Consider the following 25,272-nt stretch of genomic DNA (forward strand, 5'->3'; position numbering starts at 1 on the left):
CATGGCCTTTTAGTTGCTCTGGTGCCAGAACGGCGTGCCCAGCACCGGGGTGCTGGGTTGGGCCATGTCCTGCGCCTGCATGGCGCCGGCGCGGAAGGCGGCGTGGCCAGCGGCGGTGGCATCGGCAAAGGCGCCGGCCATGGCAACCGGGTCTTGCGACAGCGCGACGGCCGTGTTGAGCAGCACGCCGTCAAAGCCCCATTCCATGACCTGGCAGGCATGGCTGGGTAAGCCCAGGCCCGCGTCACAGATCAGCGGCACATCCAGGCGCTCGCGCAAGGTCTGCATCGCATACGGGTTGACGGGGCCACGGCCGGTGCCAATGGGCGCAGCCCAGGGCATGACAGCCTGGCAGCCGACATCGACCAGGCGCTGGCAGAGCACCAGGTCCTCGGTGCAGTAGGGCAGCACCTGAAAACCTTCCTTGATCAGGATGGAGGCGGCCTCCACCAGGTTCAGGGTGTCGGGTTGCAGGGTGTAGTCGTCGCCAATCAGCTCCAGCTTGATCCAGGGCGTCTCGAACACCTCGCGCGCCATTTGCGCGGTGGTGATGGCCTCTTGCAGGCGCATGCACCCGGCGGTGTTGGGCAGCACCGGCACATTCAGGCGCTTGAGCAGCGCCCAGAAATCGCTGCCGGTCTCGGCGGCATTGCTGCCCTGGCGGCGCAGCGATGCGGTCACCATGGCCGGCTGGGCGCGGGCGACCGCTGCTTCCAGCACGGCGGGCGATGGGTAGCGCGAGGTGCCCAGCAGCAAGCGGCTTTGAAAACGCTGGCCATAGAGCACCAGGGCGTCGTCGGAGGAGAGATTGGCGTTCATGGCAAAGGCCTTGGGTAAATACGGGTCAGGGGCGCTGGCGAGGTAGCCCGGGCGGATGGCGCGCGAGCTCAGCCGCCGGTGACGGGCGAGATGACTTCGAGCTTGTCGCCTGCCTGCAGCTGGCGGCTGTCGTACTGTCCCTTGGGTACAAATTCTGTATTGACGGCCACGGCAAAGGGCGGGCGCGGCTGCAGCTGCGCCAGGGCCAGGGCAATGGTGGCGCCTTCGGGCAAGGCCGTGGCCTGGTTGTTCAAGAGGATCTGTATCGTCATCATTCAAGGCTCATCATAGGGCTGCGGGCCATCAGGCCGTCGCGAGCAGGCGCACATCCATGCCAAAGCGTGCTGCCAGGGGGGCCTCGCCCGTCAGCAGCAGCTCGACCGCGCAGTCCAGCACGGCGGGCGAGATCATGAAGCCGTGGCGGTAGAGGCCATTGACCTCCAGCACCCTTGGCCGCACCTGGCGGATGGCTGGCAGATTATCGGGCAAAGTCGGGCGGCACTGGGTGTTGATCTCCAGGATGCGCGCCTCGGCAAAGCCGCTGTGCACGGTGTAGGCGGCGCTCAGCAGCTCCATCGCCGAGCGCACGCTGGCCGGCGACATGTCATCGGACTCGATCTCGGTGGCGCCGATGACAAAGTGGTGGTCCTGCTTGGGCGCGATATAGATCGGGTAGCGCGGGTGCATCAGGCGCGTGGGGCGGCGCAGCTGTACCTCCGGCGCATGCACACGCAGCACTTCGCCGCGCACGCCGCGCAGCTGGCTCCACTGCGGCTTGGCACCCAGGCCACGTGTGTCGATCAGCAGATCGGGCTGGCCCTGCGCGCCGGGCGCAAAGTCATCCAGCTCGCGCGCCTGCTGCCAGTGCAGGCGCACGCCCCGCGCTTGCAGCGCAGGCACCAGCGCGGCCAGCAACTGGCGGTTGTCCAGCTGGCCCTCGCCGGGCAGGTAGTAGGCGGACTGAAAATGCCCGGCCAGCGCTGGCTCCAGCGCGGCGATTTGGGGGGCGCCCAGGGTTTGCAAAGGCGGCAGCTCGGGGATGGCCGCCTGTGTGCGCTGCAAGATGCCATGGAAGCGCTGGGCTTCCGCAGCATCCTGGCGGTGCCAGACCACCATGGTGCCGGCCTGCTGCAAAAACACCGGCGCCTCCAGCTGCGCAAGCAACGCGGGCCAGCGCTGTAGCCCATACTGGCCCATGCGCACTACGCCATGCTCGGTCACGGCCGATTCGGCCAGCGGCGCGAGCATGGCGGCGGCCACACGCGCTGCGGCATGCTCGGCATCCGGCCCGCCCCGGTCATACAGATCGATGGAGAAGCCGCGCCCCGACAGCTCCAGCGCCATCAGCCGGCCCAGCAGGCCAGCGCCCAAAATGGTGATACGGGATTGGGGAGAAATGAAGGGCTGAGAGGGCATGTTTTGTAATTGGCAATAGACAAAACAGTGCGCGCAGCTGCCGAAAACTCCCCACGCCAGCATGACCTGGATCGGGTTGCGGAGCGCTGCCACGGTGGCGCGCTCCAGGGTCTGATCTCAGTCGCGCTGCAGCCAAACTGCTGCAGGGACACCCCTGTTTCGTCTCAGGCTGCATTAAAGCACAGCGCTGCGCCGGGGGCATGGGGCTGCGTCAAGCCGTCGTCACAATCGTGGATAATTTTGCCCAGGCCGGGCCAGTGTTGCCCGGCATTGTTTTTGGACTGCAGCCATGGCCTCACTGAACCCCTCTTCTCCCGTCTCCTTGCCGCGCTATGCACGGGTGCTGTCGATTGCCGGCTCCGACAGTGGCGGGGGGGCCGGTATCCAGGCCGATCTGAAGACCATGTCGGCGCTGGGCTGCTTTGGCATGACCGCGATCACGGCGCTGACCGCGCAAAACACGCAAGGGGTGCGCTCCATCCATGGCGTGCCACCAGTCTTTCTGCAAGAGCAGCTCGATGCGGTGCTGGAGGACATTGGCTGCGATGCCGTCAAGATTGGCATGCTGCATGCGCCCGAGATTGTCGCCGTGGTGGCTGCGGCGATTGACCGCTATGCCTTGCCCTATGTTGTGCTGGATCCGGTGATGGTCGCCACCAGCGGTGACCGGCTGATTGCCGAGGCCACCGTGGGTGAGCTGGTGCGCGAGCTGTTTCCGCGCGCTGCGCTCATCACCCCGAACCTGGACGAAGCGGGTTTGCTGCTGGGCCGCAGCCTGGTGCATGCCGACCAGCTGGAGCAGGCCGCGCAGGACTTGCTGGCCCTGGGCGCCAAGGCGGTGCTGATCAAGGGCGGCCATCTGCCCGGCGATGAGGTGGTGGACTTGCTGGCCACTGCCGACGGTGCGCGCCTGCGCCTGGCTTCGACCCGTATCCACACCCATAACGGCCATGGCACGGGCTGCACCCTGTCATCGGCCATTGCCTGTCAGCTGGCCCTGGGGCAGCCGCTGCCGGCTGCCGTCAGCCTGGCGCGGCAGTACATTCTGGGCGCCATTGAATCGGGCGCCGATGTGCATACCGGCCAGGGCCATGGCCCGCTGAACCATGGTTGGAACCCGCAAAAGCAGGTGATTGTGCGTTGAACACCTGCGTTTGGCGGGTTCTGTAAGCAGCGGTCAGGGTGGCTAGGTGGCCGATTTTTCGTCCGTATTTACGTCTAAATGGCTAAATAATTGACCATTTGAAATCGAAATGACCTGAAATTTGTCGATACTACGACGAAATGCAATATTTATTGAACATCAAATGGCGTTGCTGTTAATTTAAGTTACTTTCTGCGTTTACGATTTAAGCCAATGATATATATCAATAACATGCGAAAAATGTAGCCTGAATCAAGCTTTCGATACATTTTTAAGTGTTGTTTTTCATGGGTTAAATATATTTAAGTAAACCATATGTAAACATGCAAATTTCTGGGGCCTGCTGTCAACCGCCTCGTCAGCCCCGGCGTTTAACACGCATCTTTAGGAGATTGTTCACATGACCACCGCAAATGTTTTCAGCATCTGGCCAGAAGACGAACGTGATCGCAAGCGCTAAGCACTGGCGCCAGTAGCTCTTTTTTCCTGCTTGCCGATACTGAAACCGGCAACCCTCCCCAGTAGACGGCTCCTCCAGGGAGCCGTTACTTGCGAATAGGGCGCGGAAGCTGCACATTCCCGCCCGGGATGGCCCAAAGACCGTCCATCCCCTCTCAATATGCACCTCGCTTTCGTGCCCTCTGGCTGTAGAAAGGCGGGGTGTTTGTTTTTGTGCCGCAGTTTTGGGAGACCAGCCCTCAGACCAGCGCGCCTGGCGCGCTGGTTGGGCCTTTGCAATCGGGTTTATGCGGCAGAGCTGGCCCTGCTGCGGCTTGGCTGGCCCAGCAGGCTGCGCGCTTCCTGGCCTGCATGGGCACGTGAGGCCGACAGGCGCAGCAGGCGCTCCAGCGCCCGGTCCTGGATACCCCGGCTTTTGAGGGCGGTGTAAGTGGACTCGGCGTAATCCAAGGTGGTGCCATAGATGCCGCAGGACTGGGCAAAGATGCGGCGGTAGTCTTCTTCGCTCAAGGTGCCCGTGCAGCGGGGGCTGGATTTGGACAGCGTAAAGGCCAGCGCCTTGACGGGGCCGTCTTCGGTCTGGCAATCGAGCCACTTGGGATCGTAGGAGTCGGTGGCCATTTCGCGCTGCCACAGGCGAGGCATCATCTCGGGCACATGCTGGCGGGCGATGCGAAAGGCCATGCCTCGGCAACTGCCACCGGAGAACATGCCAAACACCAGGCCGGGACACTCGGGCGTGCCCCGGTTGATGTGGCTCCACATCTTGAGCGCGCGGTGCCAGCCAAAGACCCGCGCGTGGCGGCATTCCAGAAATTCGAACTCCGGGCGCCAGATCAGCGAGCCGTAGGCAAATACCCAGAGATCCTCCGCTCCTCCCCATTCCTGCATGGTTTGCGCCAACATCTGTTGTGGGCAACGACTGCGGGATGGAGCGACCAAATTCGTCATAGTGCTATCAACCAACAAAGCAAAGTAACAAGCAATTGTTATAGCGCTCGGCGTGAGCCAGCGCTAGCGTTGCAGGGCCCCGGCATCTAAATTTGCGTTGAAAGCAACAGTCTGGCGGGCGCTGTACGCACAGTGCACAACGCAGGAGGCAGCCGGAGCGATGACAGCGGCCAGGCACGGGCCTGTGCAAAGATTTGCTTAGCAGCCGGCGGCATCGATGGCTGCTGCCGCCATGTGATCGCTGTTGCAGCCTTGTCGCCCGCTGGTGGGCATGGCAGAGTGCTGAGATTATTCAATGCTATGATGTTCATAGCTGATGCGGTACTCAGCGGTGCTCGGAAACCGGTTTTTCGGTGAATGTTGCCAGCGCGCTGCCGTGTACAGGGGGCTTGCGTGGGGCAAAGCCGCCTGGTTGGCGTTCGATGAGAATGGTCTTCCTATGAATATTGTGATCTTGGACGATTATCAGGATGCAGTGCGCAAACTGCAGTGTGCATCCGTTCTCGACGCCTATTCGGCCAAGGTCTATACCAATACGGTCAAGGGTCTGGGGCAACTGTCGGTGCGTCTCAAGGATGCCGACATCATCGTGCTGATCCGCGAGCGCACGCATATCAACCGCCTGCTGCTCGACAAGCTCCCGCGTCTCAAACTGATTGCCCAAACCGGGCGCATCGGCTCCCATGTGGATTTGACAGCCTGCACCGAGCGCGGTGTGGCGGTGGCCGAGGGCGTGGGATCGCCCGTGGCGCCCGCCGAGCTGACCTGGGCGCTGATCATGGCCGCAGCGCGCCGCCTGCCGCAGTACATTGCCAACTTGAAGCATGGCGCCTGGCAGCAGTCGGGCTTCAAGGCGGCCAATATGCCGCCCAATTTTGGCCTGGGCACCGTGCTGCGCGGCCGCACCCTGGGTATCTGGGGCTATGGCCGCATTGGCCAGCTGATTGCCGGTTATGGCAAGGCCTTTGGCATGGAGGTGCTGGTCTGGGGCAGCGATGGCTCGCGCGCCAAGGCGCTGTCCGATGGCCACAAGGTGGCCTCGAGCAAGCAGTTCTTCTTTGCCAACAGCGATGTGCTGACGGTGCATTTGCGCCTGAGCGAGCAGACCAAGGGCTGCATCAGCTTTGACGATCTGGCGCAGATGAAGCCCTCGGCCACCTTCGTCAACACCTCGCGGGCCGAGTTGGTGCAGCCCGATGCGCTGATTGCTGCGCTCAACCGAGGCCGCCCCGGCATTGCGGCCGTCGATGTATTCGAGAGCGAACCCATCCTGCAGGGCCATGCCTTGCTGCGGCTGGAGAACTGCATCTGCACGCCCCATATTGGCTATGTCGAGCAGGACAGCTACGAGCAGTACTTTGGCGTGGCCTTTGACAACGTGGTCAACTTCATCAAAGGGCGGCCATCGAACATCGTCAACCCGGGTGCCTTGCAGGTGCGCCGCTGAAACTGTTTTAGTCACAGAAAAGGGCCCTGCGAGGGCCCTTGGTGTTGCAGCAGCGCGGGTATCACTCCAGCTGCAGTTTCTTTTTCGCAATCAAGGCGTTGTACATCTTGCGGTCGCTGCTGATGCGCGTTTGCAGCGCTGCGGGCGATGCGTCCTCCAAGGTCCAAGCCTGGCGCAGCAGCTGATCGCGGATATCGGCGGTGTTGAGCACCTTGAGCAAGGCCTCGCTCAGCTGGCTGCGGATGGCGGCAGGCATGCTGGCCGGGGCCATTAGCGCGTTCCAGACTTCGATATTCACATCCTGGGCGCCGATTTCGCGCATCGACGGCGTCTGCGGCATCAGCTGCGTGCGCTGGGCGGAGGTGACGGCCAGGGCCGCCAGCTTGCCGCTTTGCACCAGCGGCAGCACCGACGAGATGGGCAGCAGCGCGCAGTCGAGCTGCCCGCCCATCAGCGCGCCGACAACACCGGGCGCACCGGTGAAGGGGATGTGCACGGCATCGAAATGCAGCGCATCTTTGAGCAGCTCCATGCCCAGATGGCCGCCCGAGCCCAGGCCGGTGGAGCCATAGCTGGCGGCATTGCCTTTTTGGCGCAGGCTGGCGAGCGCCTTGTCGGTCTGCGCACCTGCACTGGCCGGCACCACCCAGGCCAGCGGCGATACGCCCACCAGGGCGAGCGGCGCAAAGTCCTTGACCGGGTCGTAGGGCAGCTTGGCATACAGCGCCTGCGACGAGGTCAGCGGGCCATTGCCCACAATGCCAAAGCTGTGGTCATCGCTCGCGCGGGCCACCTGGTCGGCGCCGATATTGCCGCTGGCACCAGGCCGGTTGTCGACCACCACGGGCTGGCCCAGGATCTGCGCCAGCGGCTGAGCGATCATGCGCGCCTGCATGTCGGGCGAGGAGCCCGCCGGGTACCCGACGATAAAGCGCAGGGGTTTGCTGGGCCAATGGGCTGGGGCAGCATGGGCGCTGGTCCAGCCCGCAGGCAGGGCGGCAGCAGCGGCAAATCCCGCCAGGGATTGCAGCAAATGGCGACGGTCGATGGTCATGAAAAACAGGGCAGGGTGATAACTGGCGGCCATCCTACCCCAGTCCAGCCCGCTCCCGGCAGCTCCCGCTGTCTGCCAGGCGGCAGCGGCCGGGCGCCCATGAAGCGCTACAAGCCCGCGCGCACAGGGCAGCGGCGTGGCCCGGGCCATGCCAGTATGATTTATGCTTTGTCACCGGCCGTCGCACAGTTTGCTTGCGTAGGCAAAAAATCCTGATCCATGAGCCGATTACGCACCCGACATCCAGATTCCTCCTCTTCAGCACAGCCCGCAGCTGCCGCGCCGCCGTCACCCTGGCCAGGCGCGCCACTGCCCGCTGGCGGCCCAGGGCCTGTGCGCTCGCCACCCGATGCCAGCCGGCGCACCACCTGGATGCTGCTTGCTATCTGGATTGGCGTGATGTTTGCGATCTACCTGGTGACCGAGGTCTACCGCAAGCCCAGCGAAGGCAAGGTCATGGCCCATGGCGTGCTGGAGATTCCGCGCGACCGCGATGGCCATTTCCGCGTGGCGGGCTCGGTCAACGGCGTGCCGGTGCAGTTCATGGTGGATACCGGTGCCAGCCTGATCAGCATCACCGATGCGGTCGCCGAACGTGCCAACCTGGGCGAGGGCGTGCCCATCAGCTTTCAGACCGCCAATGGCGTGCGCCAGGGCATGATGAGCCGGGCCGAGCGTATCGAAGTGGGGCCGCTGGCCGTCAACGATTTGCGCGTCGGTACGGGCTATACCGGTGAGAGCGCGCGCGATGCGCTGCTGGGGCAGAACTTCTTGCGCTACTTTGATGTGAGCATCTCGGGTAACAGCATGGTGCTCAAGGCGCGCGACAGCGAGTCGGCACGTTGAATTTGGAGGCCAGCTCAGGCCATATCCGGCTTGCAGTCAAATGCGGCCTGCAGGCCATTGTTGCCATCGGGCAGGCGCACGGCAGCCGGTGATTCGCTGGCCTCGTACAGGCCCACGCAGTGCTGGGCTGCCAGCGCACGCGCCAAGGCCAGCGCGGCCTTGGCCTGGGCCGGCTGCACGGCGACAAAAACAATATTGCGGCCAATGCTGTAATCGGCCAGCAGGCTTTTGTCCTCGGGTGGCAGCTCTTCCCGGTAAGGGCCTGATCGGGGGGGAAAGCGCTGCATCATCTCCAGGCACCAGGCTTTGAGCGACAAGGTGGCAGCAGCCGGATCCTCGTAGTCGTGGTGCTCGGGCCATTCGGTCTGGGCCTGGAACCAGAGACCAAAGGCCGCCGCTTCCTTGGGCGCGGCGGAGGGCGCAAAAACCAGCAGATGGTAGCTCATGGTGTGGTCTCCCGGCAGTGATGCCCCGAAGGCCATTTAACCAAAGCTGCTGCATATTGGGTGTGCGATTTGTCCTACGCCCTGCCATGGGCCAGCCGCGGCGGCGTCGGACCTCGCATGCCCAGCGCGTGGTGGGCATGCGGTTTGGCTGGGCTTACTTGGTGCCGAAGATGCGGTCGCCCGCGTCGCCCAGGCCCGGCAGGATGTAGCCGTGGTCGTTGAGCTGGCGGTCCACGGCGGCCGTGTAGATGTCCACATCGGGGTGGGCGGCCTGCATGGTCTTGATGCCTTCAGGGGCTGCGAGCAGGCACATGAACTTGATCGACTTGGGCTGGCACTTGTCCTTGAGCTGCTGCACGGCGGCGGCGGCCGAGTTGCCGGTGGCCAGCATCGGGTCGACGACGATCACATCGCGCTCGCCCATGTTGTCGGGCATCTTGAAGTAGTACTCGACGGGTTGCAGCGTTTCGGGGTCACGGTAGAGGCCGATGTGGCCGATACGGGCGCCGGGCACCACGTTGAGCATGCCGTCGAGAAAGCCATTGCCGGCGCGCAGGATGGAGACCAGGGCCAGCTTCTTGCCGTCGATGACCTTGCCGACCATCTTTTCCATCGGGGTTTCGATCTCGAGATCCTGCAGCGGGAAGTCGCGCGTGATCTCATAGGCCATCAGGGTGGACAGCTCGCCGAGCATGCGGCGAAAGCTGTTGGTCGATGCCTCCTTGCGGCGCATCAGGGTGAGTTTGTGCTGGACCAGCGGGTGGTCGATGAGGTGAACGGTGCTCATGGTAGTTGCCAATGTCATTTTTGGCCGCAATGGTAGCAGTGCCGCTCTGTGGCCGTGCGCTGCTGGTGAATATATTTACCGAATGGTAGGCTTTAGCGCTGCAAATCGCCGCCCATTGCCGCTCAGGCGCTGCCCAGCAATTGCGCGTAGCGCCCCAGGTCCACATTGCCGCCGCTGATCAGCACGCCCACGCGGGCGCCCTGCAGATCAACGCCGCCAAATCGGGCCCCGGCCAGGCTTAGCGCGCCGGTGGGCTCGACCACCATCTTCATGCGCTCGGCATAAAAGCGCATGGAGTCCACCAGCTGCGGATCGCTGGCGGTGACGATATCGGTGACATCGCGGCGGATGATGGCATAGGTCAGATCGCCCAGTGCCTGGGTCTGCGCGCCATCGGCAATGGTGCGGGGCGTGGCGATCTTGACGATCTCACCCTTGCGCAGCGATTGCTGGGCATCATTGCCGGCCTCCGGCTCCACGCCATAGACCTTGCACTGGGGTGCCATGGCCTTGGCCGACAGCAGGCAGCCCGACAGCAGTCCGCCGCCGCCCAGGCAGACAAACAGGTAGTCGAGCTGGGGCACGTCCTGGAACAGTTCCATCGCGCTGGTGCCTTGGCCGGCAATCACATCGGCATGGTTGTAGGGCGGCACCAGGGTCATGCCGCGCTCCTGGGCAATGCGCTGGCTGATCGCCTCGCGGTCTTCGGTAAAACGGTCATAGGTGATGACCTCGGCGCCGTAGCCGCGCGTGGCATCAAGCTTGGCCGCCGGGGCATCTTCAGGCATCACGATGGCCGCAGGCATGCCCAGAATGCGGGCCGACAACGCAATCGCCTGCGCATGGTTGCCCGACGAAAAGGCCAGCGCGCCGCGCTGCGCCTGCTGCGGCGAGAACTGGGCCAGTGCGTTGTAGCCGCCCCGGAACTTGAAGGCGCCCATGCGCTGGTAGTTCTCGCACTTGAAGAAGAACTCTGCCCCCGTCAATTTGTCGAGGGTGGACGAGCGCATCACTGGCGTGCGGTGGGCAACGCCTTGCAGGCGCTGGGCAGCGGCCTGCACATCATCGAAAGTGGGGAGCGGGGTGGCGGTGGCGTTCATGGTCGATCAGGGTGGCAGAGGCGTCGAGGGATTCATGGTAGTGGCTTTTTGGCGATTCGGTGTCGCTCTGGTGGTGCACCCTGGGCGTGTTGCCTGCTGCATTGCGGGTTGCTGCGCTGCCCGGTACCTGGCGGCTCAGGCTGGCTGACAAGCTTGTGCGCAAAGCTTGCCGGGCGCTGGCGGGCTGGCTTTGACAGCCGTTGCCTATAGGCGTTTACGTATAATCTGCCGCTTGTATCGGCTTATGTTGCTAAAGGTTGGGGTATGTGGAACAAAAAATTTGCGCTGGCCATCGGTGCCGCAGCGGTGTCGGTGTTGGCAGCGGGCGCGGCGCAAGCGCAGGGCCGTGATCTGGTGGTGGCCTCGAGCGCGACCTACGCACCTTTTGCGTTCGAGAACAAAGACAAACAAATCGTCGGCTTTGACATCGACATCGTCAATGCCATCGCCAAGCAGCAGGGCATGAAGCTGCGCATCGTCAACACGCCGTTCAGCAGTATCTTTGCCTCGCTCAACAATGGCGATGTGGACTTTGTCATCTCCGGCGTGACCATCAACGACAAGCGCAAGCAGAGCTTTGATTTCTCCCAGCCTTACTTTGATGCCCGCCAGCTGATCGCTGTGCCCAAGGACAGCACGGTGGCCTCGCTCAAGGACCTCAAGGACAAGAAGGTGTCGGTGGTCAGCGGCTCGACCGGTGACGATGTGATGAGCCGCGAAGTGGGCAAGACCAGCGCCAATATCCGCCGCTTCGAGAGCACACCGCTGATCATCTCCGAGCTGGCCGCCGGCGGCGTGGATGCCGCCATTGGCGACAACGGTGTCATCGCCTACCGCGTCTCGCAGTACCCGGCGCTCAAGACCGTCGATGATGCCAGCTTCCCCAAGGAGCATTTCGGCATCGTCGTGCGCAAGGGCGACAAGGCCTTGCAAGACAAGATCAACGCCGGCCTGGCCGCCATCCGCGCCGATGGCAGCTACAACGTGATCTACAAGAAGTGGTTCAACCAGGACTACAAGCCCCAATAAGGCAAGGCTTGGCGCAGTTGCAATGACGGCCCTGTGGCCGTCATTTTGTTTGAAGGAATGGATTGATGGACAACAACACCCCCGTAGAGTGGTTCGGCTGGTTCCGCCCCGACATCCTGGTGGAATACAAGCAAATGTTCTGGCAGGGTGCCATGGTCACCATTGGCATGACGGTGGCCTGCGTGATCATGGGTTGCGCGCTGGGCCTGATGCTGGCCCTGGCGCGCCTGGCCGACACGCGCCACCAGCCCTGGAAGGGCGTGTGCAAATACCTGCTGCGCTGGCCATCGACGGCCTATGTCAGCTTTTTCCGGGGCACGCCGCTCTTTGTGCAGATCTTGCTGATGCATTTTGCGGTCATGCCCTTGTTCGTGCACCCGGTCAACGGGCTGTTCATCAGTGGTGACCTGGCGCGCACGCTCAAGCAGGACCATGGCGCGCTGATGTCGGGGGTCGTGGCCTTGACGCTGAACTCGGCGGCCTATATCTCCGAAGTGTTCCGTGCCGGCATCCAGTCGATCGCGATCGGCCAGAAGCAGGCGGGCATGTCCCTGGGCATGACGCATGGCCAGATGATGCGCTATGTGGTGATTCCGCAAGCCTTCCGCCGCATGCTGCCGCCGCTGGGCAACAACATGATCTCGCTGCTCAAGGACACCTCGCTGGTCTCGGCCATCGGCCTGGCCGAGATGGCCTATGCCGCGCGCACCGTGGCCGGCGCCTATGGCCGCTACTGGGAGCCCTACCTGGCCGTGGCGCTCGCCTATTGGCTGATGACCTTCATGCTGACCCTGGGCCTGCGGGCGCTGGAAAACCACCTGGCACGTACCGATCGCACTTGACTGCGCAGCGCACCAGCGAAAAAGCCGGCAGTTCAAATGCCGGCTTTTTCTTTGCCTGCGGCCTGCCAGGTCTGCCAGGTCACGCAGACGGGCAGTCTTATTTTTTGCCGCCCATGATGCTGCCCAGCACGCCGCGCAGAATCTGGTTGCCCAGCTTGGTGCCAAAGGAGCGGGCGGTGGACTTGGCCATGGACTGCACGATGCCGTCCTTCTTGCCGCCACGCGGGCCGGTGGTGCCAAAAAGAATGTCGTTGATGCTGCCCATCAGGCCGCCATCCTCAGGGGCTGCAGCGCCGCCTGCAGCGCCCGCACCGGCCTTGCCGCCTTGTGCCTCGGTGGCCTGGCCGGCCCGCGCCTTCAGGATCTCATAGGCCGACTCGCGGTCCACCGGCGTGTCATAGACGCCAGCGACCAGCGAATTCTTCAGCAAGGCCTGGCGCTGCTCGGTGCTGATGGGGCCGATCTGGCTGCCGGGTGGCAACACATAGACGCGCTCTGTCACGCTGGGGCGGCCTTTTTCGTCGAGAAAGCTGACAAGCGCCTCACCGACTGCCAGCTCGGTGATGGCCGCTTCGATGTTGAGGCCCGGGTTGGCGCGCATCGTGGTGGCCGTGGCCTTGACGGCCTTCTGGTCGCGCGGCGTGAAGGCGCGCAGCGCATGCTGCACGCGGTTGCCCAGCTGGGCGAGCACGCTGTCGGGAATGTCCAGCGGGTTTTGCGTGACGAAATACACGCCCACGCCCTTGGAGCGCACCAGGCGCACGACCAGCTCGATGCGCTCTTGCAGCACCTTGGGCGCGTCATTGAACAAGAGGTGGGCCTCGTCAAAGAAGAAGACCAGCTTGGGCTTGTCCGGGTCGCCAATTTCCGGGAGCTTCTCGTACAGATCGGACAGCATCCACAGCAAAAAGGTGGAATACAGGCGCGGCGAATTCATCAGCTTGTCGGCTGCCAGGATGTTGATCACCCCTTGTGTGCCCACGGTCTGCATCATGTCGTCGATGTTGAGCATGGGCTCACCAAAGAAGCTGCCGCCGCCTTGCTGCTCGATCTGCAGCAGGCCGCGCTGGATGGCGCCCACGCTGGCCGAGCTGATGTTGCCGTAGTCGGTGGTGAACTGCTTGGCATTCTCGCCCACGTAGGACAGCATGGCGCGCAGGTCCTTCAAGTCCAGCAGCAGCATGCCGTTGTCATCGGCGATCTTGAAGACCAGGTTGAGCACGCCCATCTGCGTATCGTTCAGGTCCAGCATGCGGCCCAGCAGCAGCGGGCCCATGTCCGAGATGGTGGCGCGCACCGGGTGGCCTTGCTCGCCAAACACATCCCACAAGGTGGTGGGGCAGGCCTTGGGCGTGGGCAGGTCAATACCACGGTCTTGCAAGGTGGCAGCGAGCTTTCCGCCAATCTGGCCTACCTGGCTGATGCCGGTCAAATCGCCCTTGATATCGGCCATGAACACTGGCACGCCAATGCCCGAGAATCCCTCGGCCAATGTCTGAAGGGTTACAGTCTTGCCCGTGCCGGTCGCGCCGGTGATCAGCCCGTGGCGGTTGGCGAGGCCAGGAAGTAAAAAACACTCCGTTGTGCCATTTTTGGCAACCAGTAGGGGTTCAGCCATCGTAGGTTTCCTCTCCAGCATCAAAGTCAAAAGTAAAATCGCAGTCTAGCTAGATAAAACAATAGCAAAGGAAATTCTGTGGCAGGACACAGCAAATGGGCCAATATTCAACACCGCAAGGGTCGTCAGGACGAAAAACGCGGCAAGGTATGGACCCGCATCATTCGTGAAATTATGGTCGCTGCGCGGCAGGGCGGTGCGGATTTGAGCGCCAACCCGCGTCTGCGTCTGGCGATCGACAAGGCCAAGGCGGCCAACATGCCGGCCGACAACATCAAGCGCAACATCGACAAGGCCACTGGCAACCTCGAAGGCGTGACCTACGAGGAAATCCGCTACGAAGGCTATGGCATCGGTGGCGCGGCCATCATTGTTGACACCATGACGGACAACCGCGTGCGCACGGTGGCCGATGTACGCCATGCGTTCAGCAAGCACGGCGGCAACATGGGCACCGAAGGCTCGGTGTCCTTCCAGTTCCGCAACCTGGGGCAGCTGGTGTTTGCCCCTGGCGCTGACGAGGACAAGATCATGGAAGTGGCGCTCGAAGCGGGCGCCGAGGATGTGATCACCGACGAGGAGGGCGCCGTCGAAGTGCTGACGCCCCCGTCAGAATTTGAAGCGGTGCGCAATGCGCTGGAGGCAGCGGGTTTCAAGCCCGAAGTGGCCGAGGTGACGATGCGCCCCGAAAACACCGTAGATCTGGATGAGGAAGGTGCGGCCAAGATGCAAAAGTTGCTGGACGCACTGGAAGATCTGGATGATGTTCAAGATGTTTACCATAACGCGGCGCTATGAAGGTACTTGTGATTGGTGGCGGCGGCCGTGAACACGCAATGGCCTGGAAGTTGGCGCAATCGCCCAAGGTCTCCAAGGTCTATGTAGCCCCGGGTAACGCAGGCACCGCACGCGACAAGCGTCTGGAAAACCTGCCGATCACCGATGTGGTCCAACTGCGCGAATGGGCGCAGGACAACAGTGTGCAGCTGTCCGTCGTGGGCCCCGAGGCGCCTTTGGCCGCCGGCGTGGTGGACGAGTTCCGCGCGCATGGCATGAAGATCTTTGGCCCGACCAAGGCCGCAGCGCAGCTGGAAAGCTCCAAGGCTTTCTCCAAGGATTTCATGGCACGCCATGGCATCCCGACGGCGCAGTACGAGACCTTCAGCGACCCGGTGGCGGCCCATGCCTACATCGACAAGCTGGGCGCGCCCATCGTCGTCAAGGCCGACGGCCTGGCTGCCGGCAAGGGCGTGGTGGTGGCCACCACCGCCCAGGAAGCGCACGATGCCGTGGACTTCATGCTGGTGGACAACAAGTACGGCGTTGCCCATAACGACGGCGGCGCCCGCGTGGTGATCGAGGAGTTCCTCGACGGCGAAGAGGCCAGCTTCATCGTGCTGTGCGATGGCAAGAGTGTGGCGGCCATGGCGACCAGCCAGGACCACAAGCGCCTCAAAGACGGCGACCAGGGCCCCAACACCGGCGGCATGGGTGCCTACTCGCCCGCCCCAGTGGTGACGGCTGATGTGCATGCCCGCGCGATGCGCGAGATCATTCTGCCCACCATCCGTGGCATGGAAAAAGACGGCATTCCCTACACCGGCTTCTTGTACGCGGGCCTGATGATCGACAAGGCGGGGCACCCCAAGACCTTGGAGTTCAACTGCCGCATGGGTGACCCGGAAACCCAGCCGATCATGATGCGCCTCAAGAGCGATCTGGTCGATGTGATGCAGGCTGCCACCGACGGCAAGCTCGACCAGATCGAGCTGCAGTGGGACCGCCGCACCGCGCTGGGCGTGGTGATGGCCGCCCATGGCTACCCGGACGCTCCCCGCAAGGGCGATGTGATCACCGGCCTGCCCGAGGACGAAGAAGAAGTGATGGTCTTCCACGCCGGCACCACAGTGCAGGATGGCAAGCCCGTCACCAGCGGTGGCCGCGTGCTGTGTGTGACCGCCTTGGCCGACAACGTCAAGCAGGCGCAGCAGCGCGTGTATGCCGCTGCCGCCCAGGTGCATTTCGATGGTGCGCAATACCGCCACGACATCGGCTACCGCGCGGTCAAGTGACTGCCCGCAAGCCCACAGAGAGCCAGGCCCGTGCTGTCCTCGTCCGTTGACCAACTGAACGCCGGGGCCCAGGCCCAGGCGGTGGCCGCCTACCTCCAGTCGCTGCAGGCCTCGATCACTGATGCCGTTGAAGCGCTAGAGCAGGAGGCGGGCAGCGCCGTGCGCTTTCTGGCCGATGCCTGGCACAAGGCGCCCGGTGAGAAGCTGCAAGGCCAGGGTCTGACCAAGATCCTCGAAGGCGGAGCGGTGTTTGAGCGCGCAGGCGTGGGCTTCTCGCAAGTGCGGGGCCCGCAGTTGCCACCCTCGGCCACCCAGCACCGGCCCGAGCTGGCAGGTGCCCCTTTCACGGCCATGGGCGTGTCCTTGGTCTTCCATCCGCGCAACCCCTATGTGCCCACGGTGCATATGAATGTGCGCATGATTGCAGCAGGCCACCCCGGCCAGCCCGCCACCTGTTGGTTTGGTGGCGGTATGGACCTGACGCCGTTCTACCCGTTTGCGCAGGACGCGCAGCATTTTCACCAGGTTTGCCACGATGCGGTGGCGCCTTTTGGTGCTGACTTGTACCCGCGCTTCAAGCAGTGGTGCGACAGCTATTTTTTCCTCAAGCACCGCAATGAGGCGCGCGGCATCGGCGGCATCTTCTTTGATGATTTCTCCGAGCTGGGCTTTGAAGGCAGCTTTGCAATGCTGCAGTCGGTGGGCGATGCCTTTTTGCAGGCTTATCTGCCCATCGTGCAGCGCCGCAAGGACGAGGTCTATGGCGAGCGCGAGCGGGACTTTCAGCTCTACCGGCGCGGGCGCTATGTGGAGTTCAACCTGGTCTGGGACCGGGGCACCCACTTTGGTTTGCAGTCGGGTGGGCGCACGGAGTCGATCCTGCTGTCGATGCCGCCCTTGGCGAGCTGGAGCTACCAGCGCCAGGACCCTGAGGGCTCGCCCGAAGCGCGTTTGCTGGCGGACTTTTTGCAGCCGCGTGATTGGCTCTAAACACCGGGCCCCTCGGTCTGCCGGCGCCCTTGTGCTGGGGCTTGGCGGGGCTTGCCGTCTGCACCGCAAGGCCCTATCTGGGCGCCATTTGGCGCAGCTTGCGTATAATTGACTTTCCGCTGACCGTATTCATGCCCCATCGCAGGCTGTGCGGCAGTATCTCTTGAAGGCCTTGCCCTTTTGCCACGGCGTGTTGACGCGATCAACAATAACTGCAACACGCGCTATAGTACAAACACTTTCATCCATCACCGACTGATGACCACCGCCAAAAAATCCGAATCCACTGCCAAGAAATCTGTGCAATTGCTGCAGCGTGCCATCGTTGATGGGCTGGAAGATGTGAAAGCACAAGATATCCAGGTTTTCAATACCGAGCACCTCTCGCCGCTGTTTGAGCGCGTGATCGTCGCTGCCGGTACCTCGAACCGCCAGACCAAGGCCTTGGCTGCCAGCGTCAAGGACGCCGTCAAGGAAGCGGGCTTTCCCAAGCCACGCACCGAAGGCGAAGACAACGGCGAATGGATCATTGTCGACTGCGGCCCGGTTGTGGCCCACATCATGCAGCCGATGATCCGCCAGTACTACCGCCTCGAAGAGATGTGGGGCGATACGCCCGTGCGCGTCAAGCTGGGCGCTGCCAAGCCCAAGGCCGCCAAGCCGGCCAAGGCCAAACCAGAAGCCGCTGCCGACACCGCTGCTGACAGCAAGAAGAAGCCCGCTGCACGCAAGCCTGCTGCTGCCAGCGCTGCCGATGCACCGGTGAAGAAGACCGCTGCGAAGAAGCCAGCGGTCAAGAAGATCTCGGGCACCGTGGCTAAAAAGCCTGCGGCCAAGAAGACCAGCGCTGCTGCCACCGTCAAGACCGTCGTGGTCAACAAGCCCAAGCCCAAGGCCAGCAAGCCCGCAGCCAAGTCGGCCGTCGCCAAGCCTGCAGCCAAGAAGCCAGCGGCCAAGCGCGCGACCAGCAAGGCCAAGTAACGCCCCTCAACCTGCGGGTTGCAAAGAGCTGTACTGCCGAGCAGGACAGCTCTTTTTCATTGGAGATTTCACATGAAGATTTTCATTGTTGCGGTGGGCCAGCATGTACCTGATTGGGCGCAGACCGCTTATGACGACTATGCCAAGCGCTTCCCGCCCGAGCTGAAGGTGGAGCTCAAGGCGGTCAAGACCGAGCCGCGCGGCTCCAAGACGGTGGAGACCCTGTACGCCGCCGAGCGCAAGCGCATCGAGGCGGCCATCCCGCGCGGCACACGCATTGTGGTGCTCGATGAGCGCGGCACCAACCTGACCACCAAGGCACTGGCCCAGCGGGTCAAGGGCTGGCAGCTCGAAGGTGACGATGTGGCGTTGATCATCGGTGGCCCCGACGGGCTGGACCCCGAGTTCAAGGCTGCTGCGCACGAGCGCATTCGCCTCTCGGACATGACCTTGCCCCATGCGATGGTGCGGGTGCTGCTGATCGAGCAGCTCTACCGCGCCTGGTCGGTCAATGCCGGCCATCCTTACCACCGCGAGTAGGCCCAGAGCGCCTGCGCTCGGGTGGGCGAGAGCAGGGCAATATCCCCGCTTGCCAGCGGGCTGCCGGATGCGTTATGCTGCAAAAATAATAGCTGCTTGTGCTGGATTGATGGGCGCAGGCGCTTTTTTCAAATCTTGGCCTCGCTTCCCACCATGCATCCCTTCGTCTACCTGGCGTCACAGTCCCCGCGTCGCAGTCAACTGCTCGAGCAGATCGGTATCGCCCACCGCTTGCTGGTGGCCCAGGACGGCGATCCCGAGCCCCAGGACCCCGAAGCGCTGGAGCTGGTGCTGTCGCGTGAATCGGCCACCGACTACGTGCAGCGCGTGACCGGGCTGAAGCTCGATGCCGCGCTGGCCCGCCTGCAGCGGCGCGGCTTGGACCCAGCACCGATTCTGTGCTCTGACACCACGGTGTCGCTGGGCCGGCATATTCTGGGCAAACCCGAGACGCCGCAGCAAGCGAGCGAGATGCTGCAGGCACTCAGCGGCAAGACGCACCGGGTATTGACCGCTGTGGCCCTGCAAAGCGGGCGCAAGCGTTTGACGGCCTTGTCCGTCTCTAGCGTGCAGTTTGCGCCTATCGATGCCGCGCAGATCGAAGCCTATGTTGCCAGTGGTGAGCCCATGGGCAAGGCGGGCGCCTATGGCGTGCAGGGGCGGGCGGCCGCATATATTGCCAAGATCAGCGGCAGTTATTCCGGCATCATGGGGCTGCCCGTGTTCGAGACAGCGAATGTGCTGCGGGCTGCAGGGTTTGCCATCTAAGGCCCTTTAAGAATGACTTCTATGCAAAATGATATATTGATCAATTGGGCGCCGCAGGAGACGCGGGTGGCCATCATTGAGGGTGGCGCCGTGCAGGAGCTGCACCATGAGCGCACCCTGGAGCGAGGCCTCGTGGGCAATGTCTACCTGGGCAAGATATCGCGCGTGCTGCCCGGTATGCAGTCGGCCTTTATCGACATTGGTCTGGAGCGCGCCGCATTCCTGCATGTGGCGGATGTCTGGCAGCGCCAGGAGGGTGGCCTGGCGCCGATGTTTGCGCGCAAGGGTGAGCCCCAGGTACCGATTGAAAAGCAGATCTTTGAAGGCCAGTCGATCATGGTGCAGGTCATCAAGGACCCGATCGGCACTAAGGGCGCACGGCTGTCCACCCAGATCAGCGTGGCCGGGCGCTTGCTGGTCTTTCTGCCCCAGGACGACCATATCGGCGTCTCGCAAAAAATCCCCCAGAACGAACGTGATGCGTTGCGCGCCCGCCTGCAGGCACTGGTGGGCACGGCGCAAACGGGCGGTGGCGGCGGTTTTATCCTGCGCACCAATGGCGAGGATTCCAGCGACGAGGAACTGGCCGAGGACATCAGCTACCTGCGCAAGGTCTGGAAGCGAATCAAGGACAGCGCGGCCAAGCAGGCCGCCAAGAGCTTGCTGCACCAGGACCTGAGCCTGATGCAGCGCGTGCTGCGCGACATGGTCACGGAAAACACCCAGTCGATCCGCATCGATTCGCGCGAGCAGTTTGTGCTGCTGCAGCAGTTTGGCCAGGAGTTCATGCCGGCAGCGCTCCCCAAGCTGCAGCTCTACAAGGGCGAACGCCCGATCTTCGACCTGTACTCGGTCGACGAGGAGATCGCCCGCGCGCTGGGCCGGCGTGTGGACCTCAAGTCGGGCGGCTACCTGATCGTGGACCAGACCGAGGCCCTGACCACCGTCGATGTGAACACTGGCGGCTATGTGGGTGCGCGCAATTTTGACGACACCATCTTCAAGACCAACCTGGAAGCGGCCCATGCCATTGCCCGCCAGCTGCGGCTGCGCAACCTGGGCGGCATCATCATCGTGGACTTCATCGACATGGTGCACGAGGACCACCAGGCGCAGGTGCTGCACGAGCTGCGTAAGCAGCTGCAGCGCGATCGCGTCAAAACCATGTGCGGCGAGTTCTCCCAGCTGGGCCTGGTGGAGATGACACGCAAGCGCACGCGCGAGTCCCTCGCGCACATGCTATGCACCTCGTGCCCGGTCTGCAATGGCGTCGGTGAAGTCAAGACCGTGCGCACGGTCTGCTACGACATCCTGCGCGAGATTCTGCGCGAGGCACGCCAGTTCAACCCCAAGGAGTTCCGCGTGCTCGCCGCCCCTCCGGTGATCGAGATGCTGCTGGACGAAGAGAGCCAGCACTTGGCCGGCCTGTCCGATTTCATCGGCAAACCGATCTCGCTGCAGGCCGAAGGGCGGGATGGTTCGGACCAGTACGACATCGTGCTGCTTTGATCTACCGCGTCTCTCGGACACTGTTTGATAAAAAATGAAATTATTCTTCACTTTTTTATCTATAAATATAAAAATATTTTCTCTTTTCCTAGGTGAAGCGGCATTGGTCCAGCGTTCGCGCTGGTAGATGGCCTTGAATAGTGCTAATATTATTTCATCGGTGATTGAAAAATGATGAAATATTAGCGCTATGGCGAAGAAGACTGCTCCTCTTTTGCCCGCTACCACCAAGCTCCTTGTCGAGTTTGGAGAGCGGCTCAAGCTTGCGCGCCTGCGCAGGAAGCTGACAGCCAAGCAGGTGGCTGAGCGTGCTGGCATGACCCCGATGACCTTGCGCTCCTTGGAAGCCGGTGGATCAGGCGTGACGATGGGAGCCTATTTGTCGGTAATGCAGGTCCTTGGACTTGCCAATGATTTGGCCATGCTTGCCACGGAGGACCAGCTGGGCCGCCAACTACAGGATGCACGCTTGGTCAAAAGCGAGACTGCGCAGCACGTCGTTAGCGAGCCGGTGAAACGTCGGTCATCACGCAAATCGCAGACGGCACCGGCCAGGAAAGACATGCCGACCACCGTTTTACCCTTGCCCCTCAGTGGCTCTGCAGCGGATGCTTTGGGAGAGACCAAAAGCACAGCAGCGCTGAGCGCTCTGCTGAAAAAGAGCACAGAACCATGAGCAAGATAGCGGTCTATGCGGACTGGGAGGGGTTGCCAGGGCCTCGGCGCTTGGGTTTTCTGCACAGTCGCCGAACGCGCGCGACGGAGTTGTTTGAATTCGAATACGACACCAAGGCGCTGGCAGAGCCGCTTCTTGCCGGTGTGCACCTGGATCCGAACCTTCAGGCGTTCAGCGGGCCGCAGTATCCTCCTGCGCCCAGAGACAAGTTTGGCATCTTTGATGATTCAAGCCCGGATCGTTGGGGACGCAAGCTGATGGATCGGCGGTTCGAGCGTGAGAAGCGGGCAGGGCTGTGGCCGGCCGAGGCCCGCCTCTACGAATCCGATTACCTGTTGGGTGTGCATGACCAGTACCGCGTGGGGGCCTTGCGCTACCGGCTGGAGGACGAGGGCAGCTTCCTTGACGACCGTATCGACATGGCAGCGCCGCCTTTCACGGAAATTCGCGCGCTGGAGCAGGCCAGCCGTGGCTTGGAGCAAGACCCAGACAATATGGCGGCGCAGGGGCAGGACTGGCTGCGGATGTTGATCGCACCGGGTGGCTCGCTAGGCGGTGCCCGGCCAAAGGCCAGCGTTGTGGACGATGCGGGGCGCCTGTACATCGCCAAGTTCCCCAGTATCAGAGACAGCTATGACGTTGGTGGCTGGGAAATGGTGGTGAATGCGCTCGCGCATGGCTGCGGCCTTCAGGTTGCTACGGCGCAGGCGCGTAAATTTGCCAGCGATTACCACTGCTTCATGGTGAGCCGCTTTGACCGGACGGACGGCGGGAGGCGGCTGCATTTTGCGTCGGCAATGACGATGACCGGCCGCAACGACGGCGATGATGCGTCCACGGGTGTGAGCTATCTGGAGCTCGCGGAAGTCATTATGCGCCAGGGCGCGCAGCCCAATCAGGATCTGAAAGAGCTCTGGTCGCGGATCGTCTTCAACCTGCTGGTCTCCAACACGGACGACCATCTCCGCAACCACGGCTTTATCCTCGTGCCTGGCAGGGGCTGGAAACTGTCACAGGCTTACGACATGAACCCGGTCGCCTATGCCGATGGCCTGAAGCTCAACATCACCGATGCAGACAATGCGCTGGATCTTGAACTGGCGCGGGAAGTTGCAGCTTATTTCCGTGTGAGCCTGAAAGACGCAGACAAGACCATTGACGCATTTCGAGGCATCGTCAGTCAGTGGCGGGTGGTCGCCACGCATGTCGGTCTGTCAGCCAGTGAACAGGGCCGAATGGCGGGCGCCTTTGCGCTTGCCGAGGAAGACTGAGGCCGACATGGCCATCTGTCAGCGCGCTCCGCGTCTGCAGACCAAGTCCAGCCAACATGCGGCTCAACATTGATCGCGCTGATCGTCTGGAATGGCTGGGGTGCTGCAACTCCAGCTGCCCCAATCCAAACCAGATCAACCCTGCATTAGAGGGCGGTTAAAGCTTGCGCAGACGCTCCAGCGCCGCCAGCAGGGTTTCATCCTTTTTTGCATAGCAAAAGCGCACCACCTGCTGGTCAAAGCCGTTGCCATAAAAGGCAGACAGCGGAATGGCTGCAACGCCCAGGTCCTTGACCAGTTGCTGGCAGAACTCGGCCTCGCTGGCATCGGTCACGGCCGAGATATCCACGCACTGGAAATAGGTGCCGGAGCTGGGCAGGAGCTTGAGGCGCGAGCCTTCGAGGCCTGCGCGGAACAGGTCGCGCTTCTTTTGGTAGAAGGCCGGCAGGTTCAGGTAGGGCGCAGGGTCCTTCAGGTACTCGGCCAAGCCCACCTGCATGGGGGTGTTGACGGTGAACACATTGAACTGGTGCACCTTGCGGAATTCGGCGGTCAAGGGCGCCGGTGCGGCCACGGTGGCCACCTTCCAGCCTGTCACATGGAAGGTCTTGCCAAAGCTGCTGACCACATAGGCGCGCGCGGCCAGGCCTGGGTAGCGCGATGCGCTTTCGTGGCGCTCGCCGTCGAACACCATGTGCTCGTAGACCTCATCGGCCAGCAGCAGGATATTGGTCGGGGCCAGCAGGTCTTGCAGTTGCTGCATTTCCTGCGCGGTCCAGGTGGTGCCGCTGGGGTTGTGTGGGGTGTTGATCAGCAGCAGTCGCGTCTTGGGGCTGATGGCTGCGGCGATCTTGCCGAAATCCGGACGGAAGGTCTTGGGCGTCAGCGGCACGCGCACCGGCACGCCGCCGGCCAGCTCGATATTGGGCACATAGCTGTCGTAGCAGGGGTCCAGCACGATGACCTCGTCACCAGGGCTTACGCAGCTCAGGATCACGGTCAGGATCGCTTGGGTGGCGCCGGCGGTGATGGTGATTTCGCTGTTGGCGTCATAGCGCTTGCCATAGAGTGCCTCGATTTTCTGGGCCACCACCTCGCGCAAGGCGGGCACACCGGTCATCGGCGGGTACTGGTTGTGGCCGGCCTGCATGGCGCGGCTGACGCTATCGATCAGAGCCGGATCACAGCCAAAGTCCGGGAAGCCCTGGCCCAGATTGACGGCCTTGTGCTCGGTGGCGAGCGCCGACATGACGGTGAAAATGGTGGTGCCCACGTTGGGCAGGCGGCTGGGGAACGATGGGGTCAGGGCAGAAGCGGACATGGTGGACAGGGCGGGACACAAGACCCCTGCCGGCAAGCGGGGTGGTGGTCTATGCATCCGTCGATCAATAAGCGGTGTGGAAAGGGTTGCGGATCAGAGTTCGTAGTCAGCCACATGGCCGACCATCGCTCGGCCGATCAGATCACGGTTCAAACGGTCGCTGATCAGCTCGGCAAATTTGTAGACAAAATTGCGCATATAAGCGCCGCGCTTGAAGGCCACGCGCGCCACGCTCTCGCCAAACAGATGGCCCATGGGCCGCACGGCCAGATCCTTGATCGGGTCGTCGCGCATGGCCATCTCGGCCACAATGCCAATACCCAGGCCCAGGCGCACATAGGTCTTGATGACGTCGGAGTCAATGGCTTCGAGCACGATCTTGGGCGTGAGCTGGCGGGCTGCCATCGCCGAATCGATCTTGCCCCGGCCGGTGAAGGACGGGTGGTAGGTGATCAAGGGCTCGCCGGCGATGTCCTCCAGATTGATGCGTTCTTTTTGCGCCAGCGGGTGCTGGTGCGGCATGACCAGCACATGCTGCCATTCGTAGCAGGGCAGGGTCACCAGCTCGGGATAGTCGGCCAGCGACTCAGTGGCCATGCCCAGGTCGGCCTGCTCATCGATCACCATGCGCGCGACTTCGGCGGGCGTGGCCTGGTGCAGGCTGACCGTCACCTTGGGGTAGTGCTCACGCAACCGCGCCACCGGGGTGGGCAGCACATAGCGCGCCTGGGTGTGGGTGGTGGCGATGGAGAGCGTGCCGCTGTCCTGCGCGCTGTACTGGTCGCCAATGCGCTTGAGGTTGCCGACCTCGCGCATGATGATCTCGATGCTGCGCAGCACCTGCTGGCCGGGCTCGGTGATGCGTTTGAGGCGCTTGCCGTGGCGCGCAAAGATGTCGATGCCGAGCTCTTCTTCCAGCTCGATGATGGCCTTGGAGACGCCGGGTTGCGAGGTGTGCAATGCCTTGGCCGCCTCGGTCAGGTTGAGGTTGCGGCGCGCGGCCTCTTGCACAAAGCGGAACTGATGCAGGTTCATACAATGATGCGGAATATGAATTTACATCATTATGCTTGATTGGAATATAAAAAGCAGCCCTTAGACAGAAACCCAAGCGGCGGGGCGGAATTTTGGCACGCCGCGCTTGCCGCGCATCGCCATAGGCGCGGCGTCTAGGCTCAGATAGTTC

The 25,272-nt window shown here is 62.6% G+C and carries 25 protein-coding genes; 14 read left to right on the forward strand and 11 right to left on the reverse strand.

Annotated features, from left to right (window positions below; genetic code table 11):
- Positions 1 to 9: 9 nt before the first annotated feature.
- The 3 genes from WH303_RS09030 to WH303_RS09040 all read right to left on the reverse strand — a co-directional run bounded on the left by WH303_RS09030 (position 10) and on the right by WH303_RS09040 (position 2,235).
- The gene (locus WH303_RS09030; RefSeq protein ID WP_339518059.1) at positions 10 to 819 is read right to left on the reverse strand and encodes a thiazole synthase; all 810 of its coding nucleotides are present in this window, start codon (positions 817 to 819) and stop codon (positions 10 to 12) included.
- 68 nt (positions 820 to 887) lie between these two features.
- Positions 888 to 1,085 (reverse strand): sulfur carrier protein ThiS, encoded by a 198-nt coding sequence (thiS, locus tag WH303_RS09035; protein WP_312987620.1) that lies wholly within the window; start codon positions 1,083 to 1,085, stop codon positions 888 to 890.
- A 37-nt stretch (positions 1,086 to 1,122) separates the two neighbouring features.
- Positions 1,123 to 2,235: an FAD-dependent oxidoreductase gene (locus tag WH303_RS09040; RefSeq protein ID WP_339518060.1), complete on the reverse strand. Its 1,113-nt coding sequence runs from the start codon at positions 2,233 to 2,235 to the stop codon at positions 1,123 to 1,125.
- 289 nt (positions 2,236 to 2,524) lie between these two features.
- Between WH303_RS09040 and thiD the strand changes: the two genes are divergently transcribed.
- Positions 2,525 to 3,379, forward strand: a complete 855-nt coding sequence (gene thiD, locus WH303_RS09045) for a bifunctional hydroxymethylpyrimidine kinase/phosphomethylpyrimidine kinase (protein ID WP_339518061.1) — start codon at positions 2,525 to 2,527, stop codon at positions 3,377 to 3,379.
- A gap of 744 nt (positions 3,380 to 4,123) precedes the next feature.
- Here the strand turns inward: thiD and WH303_RS09050 are convergent.
- Positions 4,124 to 4,789: a gamma-glutamylcyclotransferase gene (locus tag WH303_RS09050; protein WP_339518063.1), complete on the reverse strand. Its 666-nt coding sequence runs from the start codon at positions 4,787 to 4,789 to the stop codon at positions 4,124 to 4,126.
- 439 nt (positions 4,790 to 5,228) lie between these two features.
- Between WH303_RS09050 and WH303_RS09055 the strand changes: the two genes are divergently transcribed.
- Positions 5,229 to 6,236: a D-2-hydroxyacid dehydrogenase family protein gene (locus WH303_RS09055; RefSeq protein WP_339518064.1), complete on the forward strand. Its 1,008-nt coding sequence runs from the start codon at positions 5,229 to 5,231 to the stop codon at positions 6,234 to 6,236.
- Positions 6,237 to 6,297: 61 nt separating this feature from the next.
- Here the strand turns inward: WH303_RS09055 and WH303_RS09060 are convergent, their stop codons facing one another.
- A complete protein-coding gene (locus WH303_RS09060) occupies positions 6,298 to 7,290 on the reverse strand; it encodes a Bug family tripartite tricarboxylate transporter substrate binding protein (RefSeq protein WP_339518065.1) in 993 nt (330 codons plus the stop codon).
- A gap of 372 nt (positions 7,291 to 7,662) precedes the next feature.
- On the opposite strand from WH303_RS09060, the gene WH303_RS09065 reads away from it, so the two are divergent.
- Positions 7,663 to 8,136 carry a retropepsin-like aspartic protease family protein gene (locus tag WH303_RS09065; protein WP_339518066.1) on the forward strand — a complete coding sequence of 158 codons (474 nt, stop codon included), beginning with the start codon at positions 7,663 to 7,665 and terminating at the stop codon, positions 8,134 to 8,136.
- 14 nt (positions 8,137 to 8,150) lie between these two features.
- On the opposite strand, the gene WH303_RS09070 is transcribed toward WH303_RS09065, so the two are convergent.
- The 3 genes from WH303_RS09070 to WH303_RS09080 all read right to left on the reverse strand — a co-directional run bounded on the left by WH303_RS09070 (position 8,151) and on the right by WH303_RS09080 (position 10,469).
- On the reverse strand, positions 8,151 to 8,582 hold the full coding sequence (locus WH303_RS09070) for a hypothetical protein (RefSeq protein ID WP_339518067.1): 432 nt from the start codon (positions 8,580 to 8,582) through the stop codon (positions 8,151 to 8,153).
- A gap of 154 nt (positions 8,583 to 8,736) precedes the next feature.
- Complete coding sequence (gene upp, locus WH303_RS09075) at positions 8,737 to 9,369, reverse strand: uracil phosphoribosyltransferase (protein WP_021028434.1); 633 nt, start codon at positions 9,367 to 9,369, stop codon at positions 8,737 to 8,739.
- 122 nt (positions 9,370 to 9,491) lie between these two features.
- Positions 9,492 to 10,469 carry a threo-3-hydroxy-L-aspartate ammonia-lyase gene (locus WH303_RS09080; protein ID WP_021028433.1) on the reverse strand — a complete coding sequence of 326 codons (978 nt, stop codon included), beginning with the start codon at positions 10,467 to 10,469 and terminating at the stop codon, positions 9,492 to 9,494.
- 264 nt (positions 10,470 to 10,733) lie between these two features.
- Here WH303_RS09080 and WH303_RS09085 point away from each other — a divergent pair, with 264 nt between their 5' ends.
- Complete coding sequence (locus tag WH303_RS09085; RefSeq protein WP_021028432.1) at positions 10,734 to 11,498, forward strand: basic amino acid ABC transporter substrate-binding protein; 765 nt, start codon at positions 10,734 to 10,736, stop codon at positions 11,496 to 11,498.
- A gap of 65 nt (positions 11,499 to 11,563) precedes the next feature.
- The gene (locus tag WH303_RS09090) at positions 11,564 to 12,340 is read left to right on the forward strand and encodes an amino acid ABC transporter permease (RefSeq protein WP_339518071.1); all 777 of its coding nucleotides are present in this window, start codon (positions 11,564 to 11,566) and stop codon (positions 12,338 to 12,340) included.
- A gap of 97 nt (positions 12,341 to 12,437) precedes the next feature.
- Here WH303_RS09090 and WH303_RS09095 read toward each other — a convergent pair whose 3' ends face one another.
- Positions 12,438 to 13,958: a helicase HerA-like C-terminal domain-containing protein gene (locus WH303_RS09095; RefSeq protein WP_339518072.1), complete on the reverse strand. Its 1,521-nt coding sequence runs from the start codon at positions 13,956 to 13,958 to the stop codon at positions 12,438 to 12,440.
- A 78-nt stretch (positions 13,959 to 14,036) separates the two neighbouring features.
- On the opposite strand from WH303_RS09095, the gene WH303_RS09100 reads away from it, so the two are divergent.
- From WH303_RS09100 to WH303_RS09140, 9 genes are all read left to right on the forward strand, one after another.
- A complete protein-coding gene (locus WH303_RS09100; protein WP_021028429.1) occupies positions 14,037 to 14,756 on the forward strand; it encodes a YebC/PmpR family DNA-binding transcriptional regulator in 720 nt (239 codons plus the stop codon).
- The gene (purD, locus tag WH303_RS09105; RefSeq protein ID WP_339518074.1) at positions 14,753 to 16,030 is read left to right on the forward strand and encodes a phosphoribosylamine--glycine ligase; all 1,278 of its coding nucleotides are present in this window, start codon (positions 14,753 to 14,755) and stop codon (positions 16,028 to 16,030) included. Before WH303_RS09100 ends, purD begins: the two co-directional genes overlap by 4 nt.
- A 30-nt stretch (positions 16,031 to 16,060) precedes the next feature.
- Positions 16,061 to 17,020 (forward strand): oxygen-dependent coproporphyrinogen oxidase, encoded by a 960-nt coding sequence (gene hemF, locus WH303_RS09110; RefSeq protein WP_021028427.1) that lies wholly within the window; start codon positions 16,061 to 16,063, stop codon positions 17,018 to 17,020.
- Positions 17,021 to 17,278: 258 nt separating this feature from the next.
- Positions 17,279 to 18,001: a ribosome silencing factor gene (gene rsfS, locus WH303_RS09115; protein WP_339518075.1), complete on the forward strand. Its 723-nt coding sequence runs from the start codon at positions 17,279 to 17,281 to the stop codon at positions 17,999 to 18,001.
- Between the two features lie 72 nt (positions 18,002 to 18,073).
- Positions 18,074 to 18,541, forward strand: a complete 468-nt coding sequence (rlmH, locus tag WH303_RS09120) for a 23S rRNA (pseudouridine(1915)-N(3))-methyltransferase RlmH (RefSeq protein ID WP_116925617.1) — start codon at positions 18,074 to 18,076, stop codon at positions 18,539 to 18,541.
- Between the two features lie 153 nt (positions 18,542 to 18,694).
- Positions 18,695 to 19,309: a Maf family protein gene (locus WH303_RS09125; protein WP_339518076.1), complete on the forward strand. Its 615-nt coding sequence runs from the start codon at positions 18,695 to 18,697 to the stop codon at positions 19,307 to 19,309.
- Between the two features lie 21 nt (positions 19,310 to 19,330).
- Positions 19,331 to 20,818 carry a ribonuclease G gene (gene rng / locus WH303_RS09130; protein ID WP_021028423.1) on the forward strand — a complete coding sequence of 496 codons (1,488 nt, stop codon included), beginning with the start codon at positions 19,331 to 19,333 and terminating at the stop codon, positions 20,816 to 20,818.
- A 190-nt stretch (positions 20,819 to 21,008) separates the two neighbouring features.
- On the forward strand, positions 21,009 to 21,494 hold the full coding sequence (locus tag WH303_RS09135) for a helix-turn-helix domain-containing protein (protein ID WP_021028422.1): 486 nt from the start codon (positions 21,009 to 21,011) through the stop codon (positions 21,492 to 21,494).
- Positions 21,491 to 22,765: a type II toxin-antitoxin system HipA family toxin gene (locus WH303_RS09140; protein WP_339518077.1), complete on the forward strand. Its 1,275-nt coding sequence runs from the start codon at positions 21,491 to 21,493 to the stop codon at positions 22,763 to 22,765. Before WH303_RS09135 ends, WH303_RS09140 begins: the two co-directional genes overlap by 4 nt.
- Before the next feature lie 157 nt (positions 22,766 to 22,922).
- On the opposite strand, the gene WH303_RS09145 is transcribed toward WH303_RS09140, so the two are convergent.
- Together WH303_RS09145 and WH303_RS09150 are read right to left on the reverse strand one after the other, a co-directional pair.
- Positions 22,923 to 24,086, reverse strand: a complete 1,164-nt coding sequence (locus tag WH303_RS09145) for a pyridoxal phosphate-dependent aminotransferase (RefSeq protein WP_339518079.1) — start codon at positions 24,084 to 24,086, stop codon at positions 22,923 to 22,925.
- A gap of 93 nt (positions 24,087 to 24,179) precedes the next feature.
- Complete coding sequence (locus WH303_RS09150; protein ID WP_021028419.1) at positions 24,180 to 25,121, reverse strand: CysB family HTH-type transcriptional regulator; 942 nt, start codon at positions 25,119 to 25,121, stop codon at positions 24,180 to 24,182.
- Positions 25,122 to 25,272: the final 151 nt, after the last annotated feature.

Source organism: Comamonas sp. MYb69 (assembly GCF_037479315.1).
Taxonomy (GTDB): Bacteria; Pseudomonadota; Gammaproteobacteria; order Burkholderiales; family Burkholderiaceae_C; genus Comamonas.

Excerpts from the sequence above, each read along its gene's own strand:
- WH303_RS09150 (WP_021028419.1), bottom strand. The coding sequence starts at position 25,121 with ATGAACCTGCATCAGTTCCGCTTTGTGCAAGAGGCCGCGCGCCGCAAC.
- rng (WP_021028423.1), top strand. The coding sequence starts at position 19,331 with ATGCAAAATGATATATTGATCAATTGGGCGCCGCAGGAGACGCGGGTG.
- WH303_RS09095 (WP_339518072.1), bottom strand. The coding sequence starts at position 13,958 with ATGGCTGAACCCCTACTGGTTGCCAAAAATGGCACAACGGAGTGTTTT.
- WH303_RS09140 (WP_339518077.1), top strand. The coding sequence starts at position 21,491 with ATGAGCAAGATAGCGGTCTATGCGGACTGGGAGGGGTTGCCAGGGCCT.
- WH303_RS09070 (WP_339518067.1), bottom strand. The coding sequence starts at position 8,582 with ATGAGCTACCATCTGCTGGTTTTTGCGCCCTCCGCCGCGCCCAAGGAA.
- WH303_RS09125 (WP_339518076.1), top strand. The coding sequence starts at position 18,695 with ATGCATCCCTTCGTCTACCTGGCGTCACAGTCCCCGCGTCGCAGTCAA.
- upp (WP_021028434.1), bottom strand. The coding sequence starts at position 9,369 with ATGAGCACCGTTCACCTCATCGACCACCCGCTGGTCCAGCACAAACTC.
- WH303_RS09040 (WP_339518060.1), bottom strand. The coding sequence starts at position 2,235 with ATGCCCTCTCAGCCCTTCATTTCTCCCCAATCCCGTATCACCATTTTG.
- WH303_RS09085 (WP_021028432.1), top strand. The coding sequence starts at position 10,734 with ATGTGGAACAAAAAATTTGCGCTGGCCATCGGTGCCGCAGCGGTGTCG.
- WH303_RS09050 (WP_339518063.1), bottom strand. The coding sequence starts at position 4,789 with ATGACGAATTTGGTCGCTCCATCCCGCAGTCGTTGCCCACAACAGATG.
- WH303_RS09135 (WP_021028422.1), top strand. The coding sequence starts at position 21,009 with ATGGCGAAGAAGACTGCTCCTCTTTTGCCCGCTACCACCAAGCTCCTT.
- purD (WP_339518074.1), top strand. The coding sequence starts at position 14,753 with ATGAAGGTACTTGTGATTGGTGGCGGCGGCCGTGAACACGCAATGGCC.
- WH303_RS09065 (WP_339518066.1), top strand. The coding sequence starts at position 7,663 with ATGCTGCTTGCTATCTGGATTGGCGTGATGTTTGCGATCTACCTGGTG.
- WH303_RS09055 (WP_339518064.1), top strand. The coding sequence starts at position 5,229 with ATGAATATTGTGATCTTGGACGATTATCAGGATGCAGTGCGCAAACTG.
- WH303_RS09145 (WP_339518079.1), bottom strand. The coding sequence starts at position 24,086 with ATGTCCGCTTCTGCCCTGACCCCATCGTTCCCCAGCCGCCTGCCCAAC.
- WH303_RS09030 (WP_339518059.1), bottom strand. The coding sequence starts at position 819 with ATGAACGCCAATCTCTCCTCCGACGACGCCCTGGTGCTCTATGGCCAG.
- WH303_RS09060 (WP_339518065.1), bottom strand. The coding sequence starts at position 7,290 with ATGACCATCGACCGTCGCCATTTGCTGCAATCCCTGGCGGGATTTGCC.
- rlmH (WP_116925617.1), top strand. The coding sequence starts at position 18,074 with ATGAAGATTTTCATTGTTGCGGTGGGCCAGCATGTACCTGATTGGGCG.
- WH303_RS09080 (WP_021028433.1), bottom strand. The coding sequence starts at position 10,469 with ATGAACGCCACCGCCACCCCGCTCCCCACTTTCGATGATGTGCAGGCC.
- rsfS (WP_339518075.1), top strand. The coding sequence starts at position 17,279 with ATGACCACCGCCAAAAAATCCGAATCCACTGCCAAGAAATCTGTGCAA.
- WH303_RS09090 (WP_339518071.1), top strand. The coding sequence starts at position 11,564 with ATGGACAACAACACCCCCGTAGAGTGGTTCGGCTGGTTCCGCCCCGAC.
- thiD (WP_339518061.1), top strand. The coding sequence starts at position 2,525 with ATGGCCTCACTGAACCCCTCTTCTCCCGTCTCCTTGCCGCGCTATGCA.